The sequence below is a fragment of the Synechococcus sp. MW101C3 genome (assembly GCF_002252635.1).
Classification (GTDB): domain Bacteria; phylum Cyanobacteriota; class Cyanobacteriia; order PCC-6307; family Cyanobiaceae; genus MW101C3.
In genome coordinates this window covers 45069-65681 of the sequence record NZ_NQKX01000006.1, presented here as the reverse complement: position 1 = coordinate 65681, position 20613 = coordinate 45069, and the positions used below count along the sequence as shown (strand labels likewise).

The following is a 20613-nucleotide window of genomic DNA, read 5'->3' as shown; positions in this document are numbered from 1 at the left end:
AAGAAGTCTGCCGGCCTAGACCCTAATCCCAGCCCTCACCGGGCTCACGTAGAAGCCGGACCTGAGGCGCGGGCCTGGGGTGCTGTAGCGATCCAGACAAGAGGCCGCAGGAGGTGAGCCAGCTCTGGCGATCACCCTGAAGGGAGCTCATGAAAGCGCATCAGGAGACCAAAGCCAGAAACCTCATCTGAGGTCAAAACCAGGAGCCAATCCTGTGTCAGGACGTCCTGAGTGTGCCCAGGGGCGATACCCCCTGGCCTCCCCGTGGCCATCCTCCAGCCAACAGGTGACCAACCTTTGACCGAGCCGCAGCCAACCGGGGGCGACCCCGTGGCCAACCGCAAGGAGGCTACTCAAGATGTTACGAACCTCCCATCTGCGAAGGATGAAGCTCAATAGGAATGGCATGGCCACCTGCACCTCGCACGACGGGAATGGTTCCAGGGAACAGAGCTGGTTTGACGAGAAGCAGCCAGTCAGTCAGTTTTCCGGAGATAATCCGGAGCTTGATCATCACTGTGGGCATGGCCATAAACAACACCCGATGGGAAGTACTCGGCATCGAACTGCACCTTGCCGGCCACCTCCTCACCCGCCACCTCAGCAATGAAGCGCAGCGTGAGATCAATACCAGCAGAAACACCCGCAGAACACCAGATCATTCCATCCCGGGTGAATCGCTCCTCCACCACCTCCACATCGCCAAAGGCACGCAAACGATCCAGCGAGGCCCAGTGAGTGGTGGCTCGCTTGCCGGCGAGCAGCCCCGCCGCCTGCAGCAGAAAAGCACCGGTGCATACGGACAACACCGCCTGACAAGAGCGGGCCTGCTCCGCCACGAACTCCAGCAGGCAAGTGTTGAACACTTCTACGCGGGTTCCCTGGCCGCCCGGTACCAGCAAGACATCGAGTGCTGGGCACGCCTCGAAGGACACATGCGGATTGATCGACAGGCCATTGGCGCAGACCACCGGCTCCAGCCGCTCCGCCACGGTGAGGCAACTGCTGGGGCCACCGTCATGCTGCTTCCAGAGCGAGAACATCTCCCATGGGCCGATCACATCGAGCTCTTCAACCTGAGGAAACACAAGAAGGCCGATTTCCATGGAGAAACCTGCAGGTGAAGGTCTGGGCCTGAAGCTGGGAGCAAGGGCATACCCACACGGACGCCCCTCGTGAAGCCAGCCGGCGGCAAGCGCTCCGGCCTGGACGACAAAGGACGCTCCTCTTCATCATCGTCAATGTCGCCGACCGAGACGTGTGCCTGCATTCCCATCTAGGACTTATCAACAGTCTTGTTATAGAGGCTGGCCCCAACGCTTGCAAGAAAGACAGCGAGCAACCAGCCTGCAACAAGCAAGCCAATATCCTCCTCTCTGCTGTCAGGGAAGTGGTACCCAATCAACGCGATCGCCATCTGCGCGAACCCTTCGGCAACCCCTCATCCATGGCAGTCTCCATGCTGAAGCATGGCGATCACGACAGCATTGCTGAGGCTCAGGACCTGGAACAGAGATGGCCAGGCTCAGGGTCATTGCGGAATGCCAAAAAGACAAGAACCGGTGGAAGCGAGAAGCCACACGGATCCGTCAACAAGGTGGCATCAGAACCTCGTCGGAAAATGGTGAATCCAGATCGGTGGCATGCACGTGCACATCGGGATCGGCGCAGAGGATAGCCACCAGGTCGTTGTGCAATGTTCCGGCAGCTTCATCGGCACCGGTGTTAACGAAGCGAAAGCGACGCCAACTCCACCGTCTTGTGGGAGTAGCCCCATCGCCGAGGTAGAGCTCCAGGCTGCCATCAGCACAGGCACGCCCATAAATACACACGCCAAAGGTGAAGGGGTAGCCGGCCAACTCCACCCACCACCCCCAGTCTTCACAACAGAAGAATGGAGCAAGGTATCCAAGTTCCCGCAGTCTGTCAGTGAGATACTCCGCCAGGGCCTTCCCATAGGTGCCTTCGTTGATGATCTGATCAGCTTCTCCTGGAAGAATGGAGAACTTCGCAGATGTGATGTGGATGAAGCGGGTCATCGGCAGGTCACCACCTAGAGCCGGCAGTCAGGCATCGCACCGAGACAACGCCAAAAAACTCCAAGCCTGAATCCAGAAATGACTTGAACCATGGCTCCTCGTCTGCCCCGAAGCGAGATCCAAACAATGGCCTCAAGCCTTCCGCCTGACGTCGTCCGAAAAGCCCCTGAAATGACCTCACCAATGACACCCAGGGTTCACCGAATTGAAGGTAATGGCGAAACGAGTGGCTCAAAAGAAGCCTGAAGCAGCGCCGGCCAGAGCCATCAGCCGGCAAGTCCACACCACTCACATCGCCAGCTCGTGCGTGGCAGCCCATCAGCGGGTTGTCCAACGGGGATCAAGATGCGGGTCTTCGCCCTGAGCCGCTTGTTCAGCGGAGACGGGCCTGAATCCATCGATGTATTCGAAACGATCAACAACATGCCCTTGCATGAAGGCACGTCCAGACGTGGGGCAACGGCGAAACTCCCAGGTGTGCTCAATGCGGGCCTTCAGGAGCTGGCTGGCTGGACTGTTCTCAGGGCGATGGCGATAGGTCCACAGCATCACCGTCCTGGCCATGGTGAAAGGCTCCTGAACCGCCACATGGATGGAGGTGTAATCGTGAATCTCATCGAAGAATCTTCTCTTCGCGATCTGGTGGGCTTCAAAATCCGCGTAACCAACCCATTGCTTATCACCAAAACGCATGTAGAAGCCATCCGTGGCAATGACAGGGAGGAACGCAGACAACCCCACCTGCAGATCGTGCAGACGTCCCCACTCCAGGATGATTGAACGGGCCTCGTCTTCAGAAACGGGTTCCAGTGCGGGCACGGGAAAGAGGGTTGACACAGTCTCTGGATGCTAGCTACGCGATTCACTCCCGTCGGGGTCGACGGCGCGTGCCTGAATGCCATGCAAGCGTGAAGCAGCACACAGAGATCACGGCTGCACGGGTCAAGAGCGCAGCGTAAAGCCCATGCCTCCACTGACGGCACTGTTCGTTAATCACTGAACAACCGAAGGCTAGCCGCCAGGAGCAGAGGCCTGATGTCTACACTTGAGTCGCTGGTCAGGCGAGAAGTGTTGCTTGAATCGATGTGCTGAGTGGAGTCGTCGGACGGCCGATCAGTCTGCTCAAGGTTCTGCTGTCGTCATACAATCCACCCTGAGCAGCGCCAGTGTCTGACTCCGCCAGCATCATGGCAAAGGGCGGCGGGAAGCCGGCACCTTCCAGCGCTTGGCTGTAGTCAGCCTGAGACATGTTCTGATAGCAGACCGGCTTGTGAGCCTGCCGGCTGAGCTCGTCCGCAAACTCCGTCAACGTGTAAGCCTCATCACCTGCCAATTCATACACCTTGCCAGCCTGATCATCGGCCAGCAACACAGCAGCATCGGCAGCTGCGTAATCAGCGCGCGTTGCCGAAGCAATTCGGCCTTCACCCGCGCAGCCCATCACGACACCGTAGCCAAGGGCGGCCGGAATGCTCGCGAGATAGTTCTCGGTGTACCAGCCATGCCGCAAGACAACGTGGGGAACTCCAGAGTCTTGCAGGAGGATTTCCGTCTGGTGATGTTCTGCCGCCAGCGGAAGCGGGCTCACATCAGCGTGCAGAAGGCTGGTATACGCCAGCAGCTTTACACCCACAGCTTTGCAGGCATGGATCACGTTGGCATGCTGCGGCACGCGGCTTCCAACCTCACTGCCGGAGATCAACAACACTTTGTCGGCACCGGAAAATGCGGCGTCCAGAGTGGAGGGTTGGGCGTAATCCATCTGCCGAACCTGTACACCAAGGCTGGCGAAGCCAGCAACGCTCTGAGGGTTACGAACCGCGGCCACCAACGCACTGGCCGGAACCGATTGCAACAGCTCACGCACAACCAACTGCCCAAGTTGCCCCGAGGCGCCCGTCACAACAATCATGAAGTCAGCTCGTTCCTTTTGGTCGGCAAGGTCACCGTAATGTGAGACACTAACGAATCGCAAGTACCAACCAAAAGGTAAGTGCATGAGCGTCTTCCCTGCCCAGCCCGACACGCTGAGCCAGCGCCTCGACAAGGGCGATCTCTTCGCCCAACCCTGCCCCTCGCGCGACATCCTCAAGCACGTATGCAGCCGGTGGGGAGTGCTCTGCCTGCTATCCCTGCGCCAGGGCACGCATCGGTTCAGTGAGCTCAGACGCAAAATCGGTGGCGTCAGCGAGAAAATGCTGGCCCAGAGCCTCCAAGCTCTCGCAGACGATGGCTTTGTTCTGCGCGTGTCCTATCCGGTGGTGCCTCCATTCGTGGAGTACAGCCTCACGCCCTTGGGAGAAGAAGTGGCCGAGCATGTCGCCACCTTGGCCAACTGGATTGAAGTGAATCTGCCACGGGTGTTGGAGGCCAGAACACACGTGTCCACGCCCTGATGAGCCTCAATGGAAAGCGGCCCTGATGATCTGCGCCGAACCAGCAACGTTCACGTCCTCAGATCTTTCAAGCCACCAGATCCTTCCAGTCACCAGATCCTTCGAGCCATCCGCACGGCGTTCCACACCAGCCACCTACGCTCCCTCCACAAGCTGCGGGAGGCCTCACCGGCAGCCCAGTCCTGAGCCATGGACCTTTTCGAGCGCCAGTGGAGCACCTACCGCCGCGTGGTCGACCACGACCTGATGGAGCACAAGGCGCTCTCGGCAGCCACCACAGCGGCGATCGAAGGCTGGCTGGCCCAGCGCCCATCAGGGTCGCCGTTGCCCCGGATGGTGGATCTGGGCTGTGGCGATCTGGCCCTGCTGGCGCCGCTGCTGCGGCGGCTGCCGCTGGGGTCGTACCTCGGGATTGATCTTGCCGCTCCAGTGCTGCCCCTGGCCGCCGCCCAGCTGCAGGGGGTGCCCTATCCCTGCGCCTGGCGTGAGCAGGATCTGCTCTCCTGGGCGCTGGAGCCGGCCGGCGACGACCCCGGCGCCAGCGCCGCCGCACCGGTGGATCTGATCCACACCTCCTTCGCGGTGCATCACCTCACCACGCCGGAGAAGGCCCGGTTTCTGGCGGCCTGCCGCGCACGGCTCGCACCCACCGGCCTCCTCCTCTGGGCCGATGTGTTCCGTGAACCGGGCGAAAGCCGCGAGGCCTATGTGGCCCGTTACGTGCAGCGCATCTCGGACGGCTGGCAGGCGCTCGCAGCCGAAGAACGGCAGCGGGTGATGGATCACCTCAGCCGCTTTGATCACCCGGCCGACGCGACCGCGATCCAGCACACGGCAGAAGCGTGCGGCTGGCGATGGCAGTGGCTCTGGCGTGGAAGCCACCGCGCCGAAGCCCTGGCCCTGCTCACCCCCTGCTGACCGGCGGCCGGTGGTCAGCCGTGCTCCTTCAGAAACTCCACGCTGCTCTGCAGTTCGTCGGCGAAGCGGTCGATTTCTTCGAAGGTGGTGGTGAAGGCCAGGCTGGCGCGCGCCGTGGCCGACAGGCCGTAGTGGCGATGCAACGGCTGGGTGCAGTGGTGGCCGCTGCGGATGCAGATGCCACCGGCATCCAGCAGGGCCGAGAGGTCGTTGGCATGCAGGCCCTCCACCGTGAAGGCGGCCAGGGCGCCGCGATCGGGTTGCTGCTCCGGCGTGGGGCCGAGGACCGTGAGCCCTTCGATCGCCTGCAGCCGCTGGAAGAGGTGGCGGGTGAGCCCCTGCTCCCAGGCGTGGATACGCTCCAGACCAATGGCATTGAGGTAATCGAGCGCGGCGCCCATCCCCACCGCTTCACCGATCGCCGGGGTGCCGGCTTCAAACTTATGGGGCAGCTCCGCCCAGGTGCTGACGTCAAGGCCCACATCCTGGATCATCTCGCCGCCGCCCAGAAATGGCGGCATCGCCTCCAGCAGCGCCTCGCGGGCCCAGAGGAAGCCCATGCCGGTGGGGCCGCAGAGCTTGTGCGAAGAGCCCACCAGGAAATCAGCGCCCAGCGCGGCCACGTTCACCGGCAGGTGCGGCAGGCTCTGGCAGGCATCCACCAGCAGCAGAGCACCGGCCTGGTGCGTGAGCTGGGCGATCGCCGCGATCGGATTGAGGCAACCGAGCGTGTTGCTGATCTGCACCACGCTCACCAGCCGCGTGCGTTCATTGAGCAGACGGCTGAAATCCTCCATGTCGAGCTCGCCGGTGTCGGTGAGGCCGGCGTGGCGCAGCACGGCGCCGGTGCGGGCTGCCAGCAGCTGCCAGGGCACCAGATTGCTGTGGTGCTCCATCACCGTGAGCAGGATTTCGTCGCCGGGCCGCAGGAATGCATCCCCCCAGCTGCGGGCCACCAGATTGATCGCCTCGCTGGCATTGCGGGTGAACACGATCTCCCTGGGGGTGGCCGCAGCGATGAAGCGGGCGGTCTTGTCGCGAGCGCCTTCAAACGCATCGGTGGCCCGGGCGCTCAGCTGGTGGGCGCCGCGGTGCACGTTGGCATTGTCGTGGGAGTAGTAGCCCTGCAGCGCCTCCAGCACCTGCCGCGGCTTCTGGCTGGTGGCAGCGTGATCGAGATAAATCAGCGGTTGCCCCAGGCAGGCCTGCTGGGCGAGCAGCGGAAAATCGGGCCGGGTGAGCGCCGCCAGGTTCTCGCCCGGGGCGGTCCCAGCCGCCGCAGCGGCAACCCCAGAGGCCATCGCGCCTGAAGCACCATTCGGCTCGGTGCCCGGAGCACCGTTGGGCTCCGTGGTGGCTGTGGTCAGCGAGGGAACGGTGACGGGCATCGGGGTCAGGCCTCCGCGAGCAGACGCTTGAGGGGCTCCCACCCTGCCGCCGCCGGCGGCAGATCGCGTAGCACCTCCTGGCAGAAGCCCCGCTTGAGCAGCCCCGCGGCCACGGCGGCACTGATGCCCCGGCTCTGCAGATAGAAGAGTTCGTTCTGCTGCAGACGGCTCACCGTGGCGCCATGGGCGCAGCGCACGTCGTCGGCAACGATCTCGAGCTCGGGCTTGGTGTCGATGCGGGCCTGGTTGGAGAGCAGCAGGTTGCGGCTCAACTGGGCGGCATTGGTGCGCTGGGCCAGGCGCGGCACCTTCACCGCACCGTTGAACACGCTGCGGCCGTGGCCGTCGGCGATCGCCTTGTGGAGTTGCTCCAACTGCCCGTCGGGCCCTTCGAACACCACCCGGCTGTGGGTGTCCACGCGCTGGTGCTCTTCAGCCAGCTGCAGGGCCTTGAGGCTGGTGAAGGCACCGCCCTCGGCCTGGCTCACCCGCGGCTCGAAGCGCGCCAGCGCCCAGCCGCGGCTTGCCCACACCGATTCCAGATGGCTTTCGATCTCCTGCTCCACCGCCAGATGGCCCAGGAAACAGGCCTCGCCCGTACCGAACGCCAGCAGACCGTGGCGCAAAGTGGAGCCACGTCCCAGCCGGGCCTCACACACCAGGCTGCTCAGGCATGGGCCATCGCCCAGCTGCACCTGGAGCACATTCAGGCTCGCCTTCTCCTCGAGCAGCAGCAGCACCCGCACCGGGGTGAGGCGCTGCCCGATGGGGTGAGTGCCGGGTTCAGCTGCATCGGGACGATTCGCGCCCGCCACACTCACCAGCTCCAACGTGGAAGCCACCGTGCCGCTGACGCGCAACGCCAGGCAGCGGCTGGCGGTGGCCTGGTTCAGTTCCACCGGCCAGTGGGCCTGGCAGCCGGTGGCCGCCAGGGTGTGGCCCAGGGCCAGCGGCCATTCGCCTTCGCCCAGCAGCGACAGGCCGGCAGGCAGGCTCTGGCCGGCCAGGGGATCACTGCGGCCATCCAGCAGCAGCCGCACCGTGTCCGGCGCCGGGGGGGGCAGGGCGCTGGCAGCGGCAGGGCTGTCAGTGCCGCCGAAGCTGCCGGCTGTGGGGGCGGTGCCGTCGAACACCGCCAGGAGGGGAGCCAGGTCGGTGAAGCGCCAATCTTCGTCGCGGCGGGAGGGCAGCGGCTGACGGGCCAGGGCTTCGCGGCCGCGCCACTGCACGGTTTCCAGCTCGCCGGCCGGCGCATCGAGCGCGTCGAGGAAGCGCTGGGTCCAGGGGGCGGTGGCCACGCCCTGGGCGAGGGCGGCGGCGTCAGTGTCGGAAAGGGACGCCATCATCCGGCCACCTCGGCAACGCTGCGCTGCTCGGATGCCAGTTCGGCGTCGACCCAGTCGTAACCGCGCTCTTCCAGTTCGAACGCCAGTTCCTTACCGCCGGTACGCAGGATCCGCCCGGCCGCCATCACATGCACGTAGTCGGGGATGATCACATCCAGCAGGCGCTGGTAGTGGGTGATCAGCAGCGTGGCGTTCTCCGGGGTGGAGAGCTGATTGACGCCGGCGGCAACGATGCGCAGGGCGTCGATGTCGAGGCCGGAATCGGTTTCATCGAGGATCGCCACCGACGGCTCCAGCAGCGCCATCTGCAGGATTTCATTGCGCTTCTTCTCGCCACCGGAGAAGCCTTCGTTCACACTGCGCTCCAGGAAGGCGGGGTCCATCTTCACCACCTCCAGCCGCTCGCGCACCACATCTTCAAAGGCGAAGGTGTCCAGTTCTTCTTTGCCCAGCTCACTGCGACGGGCGTTGGTGGACACCCGCAGGAACTCGAGATTGCTGACCCCGGGGATCTCTACGGGGTATTGAAAACCGAGGAACAGACCGATGCGGGAGCGCTGCTCCGGCTCCAGATCAAGAAGATCAGCACCCCGGTACCGCACGCTGCCACCGGTGACGGTGTAGGCAGGGTGGCCGGCCAGCACCTTGGACAGCGTGCTCTTGCCGCTGCCGTTCCGGCCCATCACCGCATGGATCTCGCCGGCACGCACGGTGAGGTTCACACCCTTGAGGATCGGCTGGTCCTCCACGCGCGCATGGAGATCCACGATTTCAAGCAGAAGATCAGCGTCGGGGCGAATCACGGGCAGGGGGGCAGGGGAGAACGGGGTGGGGAGAGGGAGCGGGGCCGCCAGAGAGGCGGCGGAGCTGAGTGGCGGCGATCAGCCCACGGAGCCTTCGAGCTTCAGGGCCAGCAGTTTGTCGGCTTCGGCGGCGAACTCCATCGGCAGCTGGTTGAACACATCGCGGCAGAAGCCACTCACCATCATCGACACCGCCGCTTCGAAACCGATGCCGCGGCTCTGCAGATAGAACAGCTGATCGGCAGAGATGCGACAGGTGCTCGCCTCATGCTCGATCGCGGCATCCGGCTGCTGGGAGCGGATGTAGGGGTAGGTGTTGGCGGCGGCCTGGTCGCCGATCAGCATCGAATCGCACTGGCTGTAGTTCTTGGCGCCCACGGCCTTGGGGCCGATCTGCACCAGCCCCCGGTAGCTGTTCGACGACTGACCGGCGCTGATGCCCTTGCTCACGATCGTGGAGCGGCTGCGCGGACCCAGATGGATCATCTTGGTGCCGGTGTCGGCCTGCTGGCGGTTGTTGGTGAGGGCTACGGAGTAGAACTCGCCCACCGAATCAGCCCCCTGCAGAACACAGCTGGGATACTTCCAGGTGATCGCTGAGCCGGTTTCCACCTGGGTCCAGCTGATGTGGCTGCGATCGCCGCGGCACTGTCCCCGCTTGGTAACGAAGTTGTAGATGCCACCCTTGCCGTGCTCATCGCCGGCATACCAGTTCTGAACGGTGGAATACTTGATCGAGGCATCATCGAGGGCCACCAGCTCCACAACGGCGGCGTGCAGTTGGTTGGTGTCGAACATCGGGGCGGTGCAGCCCTCCAGATAGCTGACCGATGCGCCTTCCTCCGCCACGATCAGGGTGCGCTCGAACTGGCCGGTGTCACCGGAGTTGATCCGGAAATAGGTGGAGAGCTCCATCGGGCACTCCACCCCCTTCGGGATGAACACGAAGGAGCCGTCGCTGAACACCGCCGAATTGAGAGCAGCGAAGAAGTTGTCGTTGCTGGGAACCACCGTGCCGAGATAACGGGCGATCAGTTCGGGATGGTCTTTCACCGCCTCACTGATCGAGCAGAAGATCACGCCGTGCTCGGCCAGCTTCTCCCGGTAGGTGGTGGCGATCGACACGCTGTCGAACACCGCATCCACAGCCACATTGCTGAGCCGCTTCTGCTCGCTCAGCGGAATGCCGAGCTTGTCGAAGGTTTCCAGCAGCTTGGGATCCACCTCATCAAGACTGGCCTTCTTTTCCTGCTGCTTGGGCGCCGCGTAGTAGATCAGCTCCTGATAATCGATCGGGGCATGGCCAAGGGCTGCCCAATCGGGCTCAGTCATGCGCAGCCACTGCCGGTAGGCCCGCAGGCGGAAATCCAGCAGGAAGGCGGGCTCGTTCTTCTTGGCCGAGATCAGCCGCACCACGTCCTCGCTGAGGCCCTTGGCGATCTTCTCGGTTTCGATGTCGGTGACGAAGCCGTACTTGTACGGCTGGCTGACCAGATCACCAACGGTGGGCGCTGTGGACATGACGGAGGCCTCCTCAGCCGGCTGTATGGGAAAGAATCTCTTCGGTGCTGATCGTCTGCTGGTCGCCGCGGAAGGGATTGTCTTCGGTGAGGAAGAGCATGCAGTGGCACTCCTTGCGTTCCCGCATCGGCACGCAAGGGCAGTTCCAGAACGCCTGGGACACTTCCGCCTGCTTGTCTTCGTAGTGGCGGCAGGGGCAGAGGGCGCCGCCCAGCTGGTCTTTGTGGCGGGCGAGGCCTTCCAGGACCACGGCGGTGACGCCGGGATCGCTGCAGAAGTAGGTGCCGGTGCGCTGGGCGTAGGTTTCGGCAAACTTCCGGATCACCTCCAGGCTTTCGCTGGTGGGGGCGGAGGGGGCGGAAACGGATTCGGGCATGGGCTCGGCGGGAAAGCGGGCGAAAGGCTGGTGGCTGGCCTGAAGCGGGGATCGCGGCAAGGGTTTCGCGTGGCCGGCCCCCTTCGAGAAGAAGAAGAGACCCGCTCGCCGGAAGCGATCAACCAGAGGCGATCTAGTGGCGGGAAAGAGCTACGCGAATTACGAAACCAGGAAGTTTCGTTAATCACCTGAGCCTAGGACAGCGAGACCGCCGGCCGGTGATCCGCGCACATCACCGGTCACTCTCCCCCAGTCGCCAGCGGAGCGTGGCAAGGTGTGAGGAAGGTTGCGTCTCGCCAGACCGGCCTGCTTTTCCATGCCTTCCACCACCCAGGCCCCCACCCGCGAGGCGGTGCTCACGCTGCTGATGCGTCTCGGTGAGGCCACAGCGGCCCAGCTCGCAGAAGCACTCTCGGTGTCGGTTCAGGCGATGCGTCGCCATCTGCGCAGCCTCGAAGAAGAAGGCGTGCTTGAAGCCAGCCCCACGCCCGAAGGTCCAGGCCGTCCCAGCAATCACTGGCGCCTCACCCGCCAGGGCCACGATAGCTTTCCCGACAGTGGCGAGAACTTCGCCATCGGCCTGCTGCAGTCGATGGCGGCGAGCATGCCCCGCGATGCCATCCAGACTTTGCTGAAGCAGCAGGCGGTCGCCAAGGCCAGCGCCGATCGACGCCTGATCGGCGAAGGCAGCCTCACCGAGCGGGTGCAGCGGCTGGTGGAGCTGCGTCGCCGCGAGGGCTACATGACCGAATGCCGCCGCGACGGCGACGGGCTTTCCTGGTGCATGAGCGAATTCCACTGCTCCGTCTCCCGCATCGCCGACCAGTTCCCGCTGATCTGCGACCAGGAGCTCCAGCAGATCCGCCACACCTTCCCCGATTGCACCGTGGAGCGCGTCCACTGGCGGTTGGAGGGCGGCCACTCCTGCGGCTTCCGGCTCACCCCACGCCCCCCGGCCGCCCCCACCAGCTCCAGCGACACCCCCGGTGATGGCTGAGGCAGGCCCACTCAGCCACGACGACCTGGCCCTGCTCGAAGCCAACCTGCTCCCCGCGCTCGAACGCCACCACCTGCGGCTGCTGGCCCACAGCCTGCGCAGCCTTCAGGAGATCGCAGGCCGCCGCGACGGCGCCCTGCCCAGCCAGCCGGAGCGGGAGCGCTGGGTCAACAACCATCCAGTAGTGGCAGGTGATCCCGGCTTTCGTCAGGCTTTCCTGACGGAACTCGATCGCGCCGCCTGCCAGCTCGACGCCCTCGCCGGGGCCCTGGGCCGCGCGCCGCTTTCGCTGCAGCTCGACGACCTGATCACCTGGGTCGATGGTCTGGCCCGCGCCCGCGTCACCGCGTCATCGCCGCAGCCAGGTTCCCCAGCGCCCCCGTCACCAGGCTGACCCCGGCCAAAGCCAGCACGGCGGCCACCAGGCCCCGCCAGCCAGGCGTGTCGCCTTCCAGCCCCGCCAATGGCAGCGCCATCACAGGCGCCGTGGCCAGCAGCGCCACGGCCAGACCGCCCGGCAGGTGCTGCAGGGCGGTCTGCTGCAGCACGATGCCCGCGCTGGTGCCCAGCAGCGTGGCCAGCAGCACCAGCGGCCAGCGCCGCCAGCCCAGCCGGGGCCGCTGGCCAGGGAGCGGCAACCGCCACAGCAGCGGCAGCATCACCACGGCTGCGGCCGCCAGACGCAGGGTGGCCGATTCCAGGGGAGTCAGGGCCGAGGCCCGCAGCGCGGCGCGGGCCAGCAGGGCGCCCGTGCTGCCGCACAGCAGCGCCGCCAGCGCCAGGGCCAGGCCAAGCCGATCCCGCTGCGGCACCAGTGGGGTGGCAGGGGCCTGTCGCGCCACCAGCAGGACCGACAGACAGATCAGCCCCACCCCCAGCCACTGCACCAACGTGGGCACCTCTGCCAGGAACACCACCCCGCCAAGCATTGCCACAGCCGGGCCGCCGGCATCGAGGGTGAGGGTGCGGCGGGTGCCGAGCCGGCGCAGGGCCGCCAGATACAGGCTGTCGCCCAGGGCAATCCCCACCACACCGCTCAGCACCAGCAACGCCAGCGGCAGGGGCGCGACGCGCCAGGGACTCAGCAGCACGAGCGGCAGCAGCGTCGCCACCGCCAGCAGGTTCTTCACCAGGTTGAGCTGGGCAGCGCTCAGCGAGGTGGGCAGCTGCCGCCAGAGGCTGCTGGAGGCTGTCCAGCAGAAAGCGGCGGCGAGGGCGGCCAGAACTCCCGTGATGGCCACCGGCAACAGTCGAGGTGGACGGATTGCGATCATCGCTGTAGCCGTCCACCCGCCGTGACCGTTCCGATCGCCGATGCCATCAGCTTTTTCCGGCTGAGTTGCGGCCGCTGGCGTTCCCAGCGCACCAGCCACCACCTGTTGCATCGACGCGCCGAGGGGGGCGGCTCGCTGATCCAGGTGGTGGACGTGAGCGCCGACGATCCCCGCCTGGTGGCGATCGCCGAGCTGCATGGCCAGGATCCCGGCGCGCTGGTGGGGGGCTGCCAGGTGCGCTGGAGCGGTTCGATGGATTGGGATAAGGCCGGAGAGGAGCACCAGGGGGAGTCGGTGTTCGGCCTGATCCCCACCGATGCCCACGGGCGCGAGGGCCTGCTGCTGCGCGACCGCGGCTACGCCGAAACAGCACCGGTGGCCGGGCGGTTCTGCATGGATGAGCGCGACGGCCTGCTGCTCACCACCGCCTACGAAACGATGAGCTCCCTGGAGCGCTTCTGGTTCCCCAACCCGGATCTGCGCCTGCGCACCAGCACGGTGGAGGGGCTTTCGAACACCGCATCCTTCTGCATGGAAACCCGCTGCCGCGACGACAACGCCCCAGGCAGCGAGGCCGCCGGGGGGGAAGCAGCGTCGGTGGGGGCCGTAACCGGCGATGGCAACGAGAGGCTGTCCGCTTTCGGCTGGTGAGCCGCCGATGTCGCAAACGTTACGGACTGTGAGCCCTGCCCCTTCGCTGACGGGGTCCGCGGGGCCTCACTTCTACGATCCACAGCGACGGATGACGATGCTCGTGTGGCAATTCCGCTTCTGAAGTACGCGCCCACCACCCAGAACTCCCGGGTGAAGGCCTTCCGCGTGGGTTCCGACGAGGACCCGAAGGCTGTCGCGCTCGACAAGGCGATCGACCGTGAAGACCAGAACTTCGTGATCGAGTCGGCTTACCGCCAGATTTTCTTCCACGCGTTCAAGGTTGACCGCGACACGATTCTCGAGTCGCAACTGCGCGACGGTCAGATCACCGTGCGTGATTTCATCCGCGCACTCTGCCTGTCTGACACCTTCACGCGCAGCTTCTACAACCTCAATAACAACTACCGGGTGGCCCGCCACCTTGTGGAGAAGCTGCTGGGCCGCCAGGTGTATGGCAAAGCTGAGGAAATCGCCTGGTCCGCCGTCATCATGACCAAGGGCGTGGCCGGTGCTGTCGACAAGATTCTCGACAGCGATGAATACCTCGAGAACTTCGGCTACGACACGGTTCCATACCATCGCAACCGGGTGGTCGGCTCCCGCGAGGTGGGTGAAACCCCCTTCAACATCACCACCCCCCGTTACGACGCCTACCACCGGGGCATCCTGGGCTTCCCCCAGATCATCTACACCGGCACCAAGCGCTCCCTGCCCGAGCGCGCGCGTCAGCGCCGTGGTGGCTATCCCGAGGATTACCTCCCCTGGGTGCGCACGCTGCCCGCCCTGCGTGTGGGGGCTGCGTCCTCCGGCAACGCCGGCATGGATTACCTCTCCAAGGTTCCTTATCGCAGCGTCGGACGCTGACAAACCGGCGGGGCCCTGTGCCCCGTCTCCTGGCTCCCAGAGCAGCAAACGGCGGTCCCCCGCCGTTTTTTTGTGTCCAACGCCGCCGGGAGGACACAGGGGCCGTCAGAGCTTGCTGACGCAGCGGAGGGGAACCACGTCAAAACCGGGGATCTACCCCCAGACTGATCCCAAACAAAAGCTGGAGATCAGGTGACCCAGGCCCTCAATGCCCTCGCTCGTATGACGCTCAGGCAACTCCGCCAGATCGCCAGTGATCTGGGTGTGAGCCTGTACAGCCGTAAATCCAAAGACGAGCTGGTCACGGAAATCACCACCCGCCAGCCGTCGGCCCAGGCCGCGAGCACTGGCTTCAGTGAAGCCGCTGCCTCCGGTGGGGCCAGCGGTGAACCCGCCTCACCCGCCACCCTGGCGGATCTGGAAGCCAGCTTCGAGCCGGCCCCCCGTCCCACCGCCCAGACCCGGGTGGTGTTCCTGCCGCGCGATCCCCAATGGGCCTACGTGTTCTGGGAAATCGCCGAAGCTGATCGGCGCCAGGCCCTCAATGTGGGTGCCAGCCAGCTCTGCCTGCGGGTCGCCGACGTCACCGGTCTGAGCGAGGGCGCCGCCCATCCCCACACGCTGCAGGAAGTTCCCGTCGACAGCCATGCCTCGGAGTGGTACCTGCCGGTGCCCCTGAGCGACCGCGACTACAGGCTTGAGCTGGGCTATCGCAAGATCGGCGGCGGCTGGATCTCCCTGGCCTTCTCCTCGGTGGCACGCGTTCCCGCCCTTCATCCGAGCGAGCAGATCCTTGATCAGTTCGTGCCCTTTTCCCTTGATGTGGCACCTGCACCGGGCAGCCTGCCCGCTCCTGCCGACTATGCCGACAACGGCCTGCACGAACGGCTCTATCAAACGGCCACCGTGCGCTGGAAACACTTCGGTCGCGGCTCTGAAGCCTTCCACGAAGTGGAGGATTCAGGGGCGGATCATCAGCGGCGCGCGCTCAGCGACTCCGGCGTCGGTGCCTGGGCCAGTGGCCGTAATGAATCCGGCGTGGGTGGAGTGGCTCCCCGCCAGCGCTCCTTCTGGCTCGTGGCTGATGCTGAGTTGATTGTCTACGGCGCCACAGATCCTTCCGCCCAGCTCACGATCGGCTCTGAGGTGGTGCCGCTCTCCGCCGAAGGCACCTTCCGGGTGCAGGTTCCGTTCCGCGACGGCCAGCAGCTCTATCCCATCCAGGCGGTTGCCGCCGATGGCGAGCAAAAGCGCAACATCACCCTGCAGTTTGAGCGCTTCACCCCCGAAGACAACAGCAACCCGGCCAGCCAGGCCGTGGCCGAATGGTTCTGACCCCACCGCCCAGCGAGGATTCGGCCGCTACTGCGGCTCACTCTGACTCACGCGCGGCTCTGAAGGCTTTCGTGGCCTTCACCCCGCTGGTGGGAGCGGTGGTACTGCCCCTCGTGGTGCCCGTGCTGATGGTGCGTTTCGGGGTGAGCACCGGTGTGGGCGTAGCAGTGGCCGCCAGCTGCGTGTGGTTTGTGGCCATGCTGCGCACTGCCGAGATGCCTGGCCACCACTGAGCTTGCCCGTTGCGCCCTGTGTTGAGGCGCTGAAGTCGACCATGAACTCATCAGGATCCCAGAATCCTGCTTCAGTTGATCATCTGCTGGCGGTAATCACAGCCTGACGAGGATCTCATCCCCCCTTGACCAGGCGATCCACTTCCTCACGTGTTGCTCTTGAACACCGGAGGAGTTGCATCTCGAGCCTGTGATTACAGGCTGTCAGCTTCCAACTGCCACGTGCAAGCGGCCAAACCCAGACCACTGTCCGCCATCTCCTGATCGCATTGCTTCTGTCTGCACGGCGCTGATCATGAGCTGTGCCGAGGGTTTGTTGCTCTCATTGTCTCTATCCAGCGCTCTCTTGCATTCCCGAGGCCTTCGGCCGGCGGTTGCAGCAGAGCGCTTTTGTCCGTACCGAATGGCGGCAGGCTGGGAACGCTCAGCTGAGTTCACGCCGTCCGCCCGTGCCCAAGCCAGTGCCAGCGCACGTGCTCCTTCGCATCCCTTCGCCGTGCCGGCGACCACCCGCTGCTGGGGAGTTGCCGAACGTCGCAAGGACGCGGCGGAGGTCCGGAGTCACCGTGCTCGCCCTGGGCGGGTTGATGCTCAGCCTGGCCGGTTGCAGCGGCGCCGCGCGCATCACCGGGCAGCCTCCCTCCGATCTGTCTTTGCCGCCGGGCATGGAGGTGGCGTTCAACCACAGGGTTGACCGTCACTACCGCAGCCCGGTCAGTGGCCTGAAGCGCAATGGCGACAACCTCGAGCAGATGCTGCTCGATACGATCGCTCGCGCCCAACGGGAGATCCTCGTGGCGGTGCAGGAGCTCAGCCTGCCGGAGGTGTCGCGGGCGCTGGTGGCCAAACAGCATGCCGGGGTCAGTGTGAAGGTGGTGCTGGAGAACACCTACAGCCGGCCGTGGAGCGAAGAGCACCCGGTGGATCTCGACAGCCGCCAGCGCAGCCGGCACCACCAGTTGAAGGCACTGGCGGACAGCAACCGTGACGGGGTGCTCAGCCTGGAGGAACGGCAACAGGGGGATGCGGTGGCGCTGCTGCGGCGCGGCGGTGTGCCCCTGCTCGATGACACCGCCGATGGCAGCGCCGGCAGCGGTCTGATGCACCACAAGTTTCTCGTGGTGGATGGCCGCTGGGTGGTGACCGGCTCGGCGAATTTCACCCCCTCCTGCATTCACGGCGACCTCAATGATGGGCGCACCCGGGGCAATGCCAACCACCTGCTGCGGATCGACAGCCGCCCCCTGGCGACTGTGTTCAACCACGAGTTTTCCCGTCTCTGGGGCGATGGCCCTGGCGGCTTGCCGAACAGCCGCTTCGGCATCGGCAAGGACAACGGGGACCTCCAGCAGGTGATGGTGGGCCCCACCAAGGTGGAAGTGCTGTTCGCACCACACCGGCGTCGCGATCCCCGCAACGGCCTCGCCCTGATCGAGACGGAACTGGGCCAGGCGCAGCAGCGCCTCGATCTCAATCTGTTCGTGTTCTCTGCCCAGAATCTGGCCAATCGCATCGCCCAACTGCACCAGCAGGGGGTACGGATCCGGGTGCTGGCAGATCCAGGCTTCGCCACCCGCTCCTTCTCGGAGGTGCTCGACCTGCTGGGCCTGGCCATGGCCGATCACCGCTGCAAACGGGAAGCGGGCAACGCGCCCCTGGCCCATCCCCTCGCTGGGGTAGGCACGCCGCGGCTGGCCCGGGGCGACAAGCTGCACCACAAGGTGGCAGTGATCGATGACCGCAGCGTGATCACCGGCTCTTTCAACTGGAGTCCATCAGCGGCCCATGGCAATGACGAAACCCTGATGATCATCCGCTCACCGCAGCTGGCCGCCCACTTCAACCGCGAAATGGATCAACTGTGGCAAGGGGCCGAGCTGGGGCTGACGCCACGACTGCAGCGCAAACTTCAACAAAGCAGGCAACGCTGCGGCATCGGTGAGCAGCGCAGTTGACGCGGCATGAAGCCATCCCAGCGCCGGATCCGTAGCAGCGCTACAGCCATGCCGACGCTGGAGTCTTCAAGCTGTTGGCGGGTTGTGAACGAGTAGTTAGCGCGCACTGCAACAGACGCCTGTCAATGCTGATGGCGGCGGGAAAGTTCTAATGCCAATGGCAACAGGCCACTGACACAACGAGTAGCGCCGGGCTGATCGCGCCGTTCTCAACCGGAAAGCTTCCAGGCCAGGCGCTCCGAAAGGTCGTGGAGATAAGCGGCTGTGACGGCAGAAAGGCCCACCATCTGCATCACGGAAAGCGGATCCAGCGTCTCTCTATACGAACAGGGTGCGCACCAATGCCGTGCACCCCACCCACGCAATTCATCCACGTGGGTCCCACCATGGGTCTGGGCAGCCCTGCGCCCCACCGACCGCCACCCGGCCGCTCCACCCCTTGCCCGTCGCCTCCTCCGCCGCTGCCGCCCCTTCCCGCAGCGATGTTGTGATCGTGGGCGCCGGCCCTGCCGGTGCCTCCCTTGGCCTGCTGCTGGCGGAGCGGGGCCTGAGGGTCACGCTGGTGGAGGCGACCCGCCGCTTCGATCGCCAGTTCCGCGGCCAAGGGCTGATGCCCTGCGGGCTGGAGGCGCTCGCCCAGATGGGTCTGGAGCCCCTACTGGCCGGTCTGCCCCAACGGGCGCTGGCGGGGTGGTCGTTCTGGATCAACGGGCGCGAGCTGTTCGACGCCGCTGAGCCACTGGGCAGCACAAGACCGTGCACGCTCGTGCCCCAGCCTGCCCTGCTGGAGGCGCTGGTGCAGCGGGCCTGCCGGAACGAGAGCTTCAGCTGGAGGCCGGGGGAAACCGTGCAGGGCCTCGTGCGCCGACAGGGGCGCGTCGATGGGGTGCGGCTCTCCGGCGATCGGGTGCTGGCCGCCGATCTGGTGATCGCCTGCGATGGCCGCAGCTCGGGCCTGCGGCGCGCGGCCGGCCTGCCGATCGTCAGCGCTCCCAGCCCGATCGACGTGCTCTGGTTCCGGCTGCCCGCCCAGCCGCGCTGCAGCGCCGACAACCGCTTCATGGTGCTGCTCGGCCCCGGCGGCGGCTGCAGCGTCTTTCCCGCCGCAGAAGGCGGCGAGCTGCAGCTGGGCTGGCTGGTGGGCCCTGGCGAGCGGATCACGCGCACGTCGCTGGAGTGGGCAGAGGCCTTCGCCGCCCTGGCGCCCGACTGGCTGGCCGCCCACGTTCGGGGCCATGCTGCTGCGATCCGGGGTCCGGAGGCGCTGTCGGTGCAGGTGGGCTGCTGCCCGCGCTGGCAGGAGCCCGGCCTGCTGCTGCTCGGAGATGCCGCCCACCCGATGAGCCCGGTGCGGGCGCAGGGCATCAACATGGCGCTCCGCGACGCGATCGTGGCGGCCAACTGGCTGGTGCCGCCGCTGCAGCAGGGCGCCGGCACGCAGGCCATCGATGCGGTGCTGCCCCGGATTCAGCAGGAGCGGCAGGCGGAGATCCAGCTGGCGCAGCGGGCCCAGCAGGCCGAGGCGGCCCAGGGCGATCTGTTGCGGCGGCGGCCGGAGCTGCGCTTTCTGCTCGCGCCACTGGCGCCCCTGGCCGGCCCCCTGGTGAAGGCGCTCTGGGTGCGGCGCCAGGCACCGCTCCGCGACGGCTTCCTGCCGGTGCAACTGCGCGTGTGACCACGGCGTTACCCCAGCATCACGGCCGCTGCGGTCATGATGAGCGGGCTACCCCTCCGCGCCCCATGTCCCGGCACCGCCTCCCCATCTGGCGCTCCGCCATCTCCCGAAGGCTCCCGGCATGGACTCGACCTGTGGGCGCCGGCTGGCTGCTGGGTGGTTGGCTGGCGGCTGGAGCCCTGACGGGGGCCAGCCCCGTCGCCGCGGCCAGGCCCAAGCCGCCGGCGTTTCCCACCACGGCGGAGTTGCGCACGATTCAGTTGGCCACCTTCGCCTGCTCCCGCGAGAACGGTGCCGAACCCTGCAGCCGCGCCCGCAGCCTCGCGGATCCGCTTATGGACAACCCCCTGCTGCCCTCTTTCTGCAAGGACACGGTGTGGAGCATCGTGCAGCAGGCCGAGCCGGCCGCCACCAACAGCTTCCAGCGCCGCGACGACCTCGATCGGGCGGGTGAACAACTGCTCAAGCGCTGCCAGCAACCCAGCGCCGCCAGCACCAGGAAGCAGGACGATGGCCCCCGCCGTCCGCCCGCCGCAGGTGGGCCTGGAGCCGGCAGCGGGCGGCCCGCCGGCGCCGGTGGCTCCTGACGCGGGTCAGTCCCAGTCGTAGCTGAGGCGGGAACCGGGCATCCGTTCGCTCAGCTCGGCGAACACGGTGGCGAGGATTTCAGGACCGCAATCAGGATGGGCCCGCACCTCCTTGACCAGACGCTTCACGTCGGATTCGGAGAGACCGCGGTACTTGATCACCTCGTCCACCTTGGCGCGGAAGAGATCCAGCAGGGCCTGCTGCTCCGCGGTCAGGGGCTTGCCGCCGGTGCGTTCGATGTCCATCGGCGG

23 protein-coding genes are annotated in these 20613 nt (G+C 65.7%); 11 read left to right on the top strand and 12 right to left on the bottom strand.

Going from position 1 to position 20613, the window contains the following annotated elements:
* Nucleotides 1-476: 476 nt before the first annotated feature.
* The 5 genes from CJZ80_RS08590 to CJZ80_RS08570 form a co-directional block, all read right to left on the bottom strand.
* Nucleotides 477-1106 (bottom strand): DJ-1/PfpI family protein, encoded by a 630-nt coding sequence (locus CJZ80_RS08590; RefSeq protein WP_094512584.1) that lies wholly within the window; start codon nucleotides 1104-1106, stop codon nucleotides 477-479.
* 170 nt (nucleotides 1107-1276) lie between these two features.
* Nucleotides 1277-1417: a DUF2164 family protein gene (locus tag CJZ80_RS15930; protein ID WP_094512582.1), complete on the bottom strand. Its 141-nt coding sequence runs from the start codon at nucleotides 1415-1417 to the stop codon at nucleotides 1277-1279.
* Nucleotides 1418-1589: 172 nt separating this feature from the next.
* A complete protein-coding gene (locus tag CJZ80_RS08580; protein WP_094512579.1) occupies nucleotides 1590-2039 on the bottom strand; it encodes a hypothetical protein in 450 nt (149 codons plus the stop codon).
* Between the two features lie 318 nt (nucleotides 2040-2357).
* Complete coding sequence (locus CJZ80_RS08575) at nucleotides 2358-2858, bottom strand: hypothetical protein (RefSeq protein ID WP_094512576.1); 501 nt, start codon at nucleotides 2856-2858, stop codon at nucleotides 2358-2360.
* 238 nt (nucleotides 2859-3096) lie between these two features.
* Nucleotides 3097-4038 (bottom strand): SDR family oxidoreductase, encoded by a 942-nt coding sequence (locus tag CJZ80_RS08570; protein ID WP_304442211.1) that lies wholly within the window; start codon nucleotides 4036-4038, stop codon nucleotides 3097-3099.
* On the opposite strand from CJZ80_RS08570, the gene CJZ80_RS08565 reads away from it, so the two are divergent.
* Nucleotides 4037-4435 (top strand): helix-turn-helix domain-containing protein, encoded by a 399-nt coding sequence (locus CJZ80_RS08565; protein ID WP_094512572.1) that lies wholly within the window; start codon nucleotides 4037-4039, stop codon nucleotides 4433-4435. The genes CJZ80_RS08570 and CJZ80_RS08565 overlap by 2 nt on opposite strands.
* 189 nt (nucleotides 4436-4624) lie before the next feature.
* Nucleotides 4625-5353, top strand: coding sequence for a class I SAM-dependent methyltransferase (locus CJZ80_RS08560; protein ID WP_094512567.1), 729 nt, complete (start codon nucleotides 4625-4627; stop codon nucleotides 5351-5353).
* A 14-nt stretch (nucleotides 5354-5367) separates the two neighbouring features.
* On the opposite strand, the gene CJZ80_RS08555 is transcribed toward CJZ80_RS08560, so the two are convergent.
* The 5 genes from CJZ80_RS08555 to CJZ80_RS08535 all read right to left on the bottom strand — a co-directional run bounded on the left by CJZ80_RS08555 (nucleotide 5368) and on the right by CJZ80_RS08535 (nucleotide 10787).
* Nucleotides 5368-6654, bottom strand: coding sequence for a SufS family cysteine desulfurase (locus CJZ80_RS08555; protein WP_094512790.1), 1287 nt, complete (start codon nucleotides 6652-6654; stop codon nucleotides 5368-5370).
* Between the two features lie 92 nt (nucleotides 6655-6746).
* A complete protein-coding gene (locus CJZ80_RS08550; protein WP_094512563.1) occupies nucleotides 6747-8087 on the bottom strand; it encodes a SufD family Fe-S cluster assembly protein in 1341 nt (446 codons plus the stop codon).
* Nucleotides 8084-8890: a Fe-S cluster assembly ATPase SufC gene (gene sufC, locus CJZ80_RS08545; protein WP_094512561.1), complete on the bottom strand. Its 807-nt coding sequence runs from the start codon at nucleotides 8888-8890 to the stop codon at nucleotides 8084-8086. Before sufC ends, CJZ80_RS08550 begins: the two co-directional genes overlap by 4 nt.
* 78 nt (nucleotides 8891-8968) lie before the next feature.
* Entirely contained in the window at nucleotides 8969-10411 is a 1443-nt protein-coding gene (gene sufB, locus CJZ80_RS08540) for a Fe-S cluster assembly protein SufB (protein ID WP_094512558.1), read from the bottom strand.
* A gap of 13 nt (nucleotides 10412-10424) precedes the next feature.
* Nucleotides 10425-10787, bottom strand: a complete 363-nt coding sequence (locus CJZ80_RS08535; RefSeq protein ID WP_094512789.1) for a ferredoxin-thioredoxin reductase catalytic domain-containing protein — start codon at nucleotides 10785-10787, stop codon at nucleotides 10425-10427.
* 316 nt (nucleotides 10788-11103) lie between these two features.
* Between CJZ80_RS08535 and sufR the strand changes: the two genes are divergently transcribed.
* Together sufR and CJZ80_RS08525 are read left to right on the top strand one after the other, a co-directional pair.
* On the top strand, nucleotides 11104-11784 hold the full coding sequence (gene sufR / locus CJZ80_RS08530) for an iron-sulfur cluster biosynthesis transcriptional regulator SufR (RefSeq protein WP_094512552.1): 681 nt from the start codon (nucleotides 11104-11106) through the stop codon (nucleotides 11782-11784).
* Nucleotides 11777-12178: a hypothetical protein gene (locus CJZ80_RS08525; RefSeq protein ID WP_094512548.1), complete on the top strand. Its 402-nt coding sequence runs from the start codon at nucleotides 11777-11779 to the stop codon at nucleotides 12176-12178. The genes sufR and CJZ80_RS08525 overlap by 8 nt, the downstream gene beginning before the upstream one ends.
* On the opposite strand, the gene CJZ80_RS08520 is transcribed toward CJZ80_RS08525, so the two are convergent.
* A complete protein-coding gene (locus CJZ80_RS08520) occupies nucleotides 12126-13058 on the bottom strand; it encodes a DMT family transporter (protein ID WP_094512544.1) in 933 nt (310 codons plus the stop codon). The genes CJZ80_RS08525 and CJZ80_RS08520 overlap by 53 nt on opposite strands.
* A gap of 21 nt (nucleotides 13059-13079) precedes the next feature.
* On the opposite strand from CJZ80_RS08520, the gene CJZ80_RS08515 reads away from it, so the two are divergent.
* From CJZ80_RS08515 to CJZ80_RS08485, 7 genes are all read left to right on the top strand, one after another.
* Nucleotides 13080-13709, top strand: a complete 630-nt coding sequence (locus CJZ80_RS08515; protein ID WP_094512540.1) for a phycobiliprotein lyase — start codon at nucleotides 13080-13082, stop codon at nucleotides 13707-13709.
* A gap of 105 nt (nucleotides 13710-13814) precedes the next feature.
* Nucleotides 13815-14576 (top strand): phycobilisome rod-core linker polypeptide, encoded by a 762-nt coding sequence (locus CJZ80_RS08510; protein WP_094512535.1) that lies wholly within the window; start codon nucleotides 13815-13817, stop codon nucleotides 14574-14576.
* A gap of 222 nt (nucleotides 14577-14798) precedes the next feature.
* Nucleotides 14799-15911, top strand: a complete 1113-nt coding sequence (locus CJZ80_RS08505) for a DUF4912 domain-containing protein (RefSeq protein WP_094512531.1) — start codon at nucleotides 14799-14801, stop codon at nucleotides 15909-15911.
* Nucleotides 15912-15982: 71 nt separating this feature from the next.
* Entirely contained in the window at nucleotides 15983-16144 is a 162-nt protein-coding gene (locus CJZ80_RS08500) for a hypothetical protein (RefSeq protein WP_198948281.1), read from the top strand.
* A gap of 575 nt (nucleotides 16145-16719) precedes the next feature.
* Complete coding sequence (locus tag CJZ80_RS08495; RefSeq protein ID WP_369803018.1) at nucleotides 16720-18099, top strand: phosphatidylserine/phosphatidylglycerophosphate/cardiolipin synthase family protein; 1380 nt, start codon at nucleotides 16720-16722, stop codon at nucleotides 18097-18099.
* Between the two features lie 439 nt (nucleotides 18100-18538).
* Nucleotides 18539-19774, top strand: coding sequence for an FAD-dependent oxidoreductase (locus CJZ80_RS08490; RefSeq protein ID WP_094512523.1), 1236 nt, complete (start codon nucleotides 18539-18541; stop codon nucleotides 19772-19774).
* Nucleotides 19775-19908: 134 nt separating this feature from the next.
* A complete protein-coding gene (locus tag CJZ80_RS08485) occupies nucleotides 19909-20361 on the top strand; it encodes a hypothetical protein (protein ID WP_094512521.1) in 453 nt (150 codons plus the stop codon).
* 6 nt (nucleotides 20362-20367) lie between these two features.
* On the opposite strand, the gene CJZ80_RS08480 is transcribed toward CJZ80_RS08485, so the two are convergent.
* The gene (locus CJZ80_RS08480) at nucleotides 20368-20607 is read right to left on the bottom strand and encodes a hypothetical protein (protein WP_094512518.1); all 240 of its coding nucleotides are present in this window, start codon (nucleotides 20605-20607) and stop codon (nucleotides 20368-20370) included.
* Nucleotides 20608-20613: the final 6 nt, after the last annotated feature.

Coding starts and splice junctions, on each gene's coding strand:
- CJZ80_RS08590 (WP_094512584.1), bottom strand. CDS start 1,106: ATGGAAATCGGCCTTCTTGTGTTTCCTCAGGTTGAAGAGCTCGATGTG.
- CJZ80_RS15930 (WP_094512582.1), bottom strand. CDS start 1,417: ATGGCGATCGCGTTGATTGGGTACCACTTCCCTGACAGCAGAGAGGAG.
- CJZ80_RS08580 (WP_094512579.1), bottom strand. CDS start 2,039: ATGACCCGCTTCATCCACATCACATCTGCGAAGTTCTCCATTCTTCCA.
- CJZ80_RS08565 (WP_094512572.1), top strand. CDS start 4,037: ATGAGCGTCTTCCCTGCCCAGCCCGACACGCTGAGCCAGCGCCTCGAC.
- CJZ80_RS08570 (WP_304442211.1), bottom strand. CDS start 4,038: ATGCACTTACCTTTTGGTTGGTACTTGCGATTCGTTAGTGTCTCACAT.
- CJZ80_RS08560 (WP_094512567.1), top strand. CDS start 4,625: ATGGACCTTTTCGAGCGCCAGTGGAGCACCTACCGCCGCGTGGTCGAC.
- CJZ80_RS08555 (WP_094512790.1), bottom strand. CDS start 6,654: ATGGCCTCTGGGGTTGCCGCTGCGGCGGCTGGGACCGCCCCGGGCGAG.
- CJZ80_RS08550 (WP_094512563.1), bottom strand. CDS start 8,087: ATGATGGCGTCCCTTTCCGACACTGACGCCGCCGCCCTCGCCCAGGGC.
- sufB (WP_094512558.1), bottom strand. CDS start 10,411: ATGTCCACAGCGCCCACCGTTGGTGATCTGGTCAGCCAGCCGTACAAG.
- CJZ80_RS08535 (WP_094512789.1), bottom strand. CDS start 10,787: ATGCCCGAATCCGTTTCCGCCCCCTCCGCCCCCACCAGCGAAAGCCTG.
- sufR (WP_094512552.1), top strand. CDS start 11,104: ATGCCTTCCACCACCCAGGCCCCCACCCGCGAGGCGGTGCTCACGCTG.
- CJZ80_RS08525 (WP_094512548.1), top strand. CDS start 11,777: ATGGCTGAGGCAGGCCCACTCAGCCACGACGACCTGGCCCTGCTCGAA.
- CJZ80_RS08520 (WP_094512544.1), bottom strand. CDS start 13,058: ATGATCGCAATCCGTCCACCTCGACTGTTGCCGGTGGCCATCACGGGA.
- CJZ80_RS08505 (WP_094512531.1), top strand. CDS start 14,799: ATGACGCTCAGGCAACTCCGCCAGATCGCCAGTGATCTGGGTGTGAGC.
- CJZ80_RS08480 (WP_094512518.1), bottom strand. CDS start 20,607: ATGGACATCGAACGCACCGGCGGCAAGCCCCTGACCGCGGAGCAGCAG.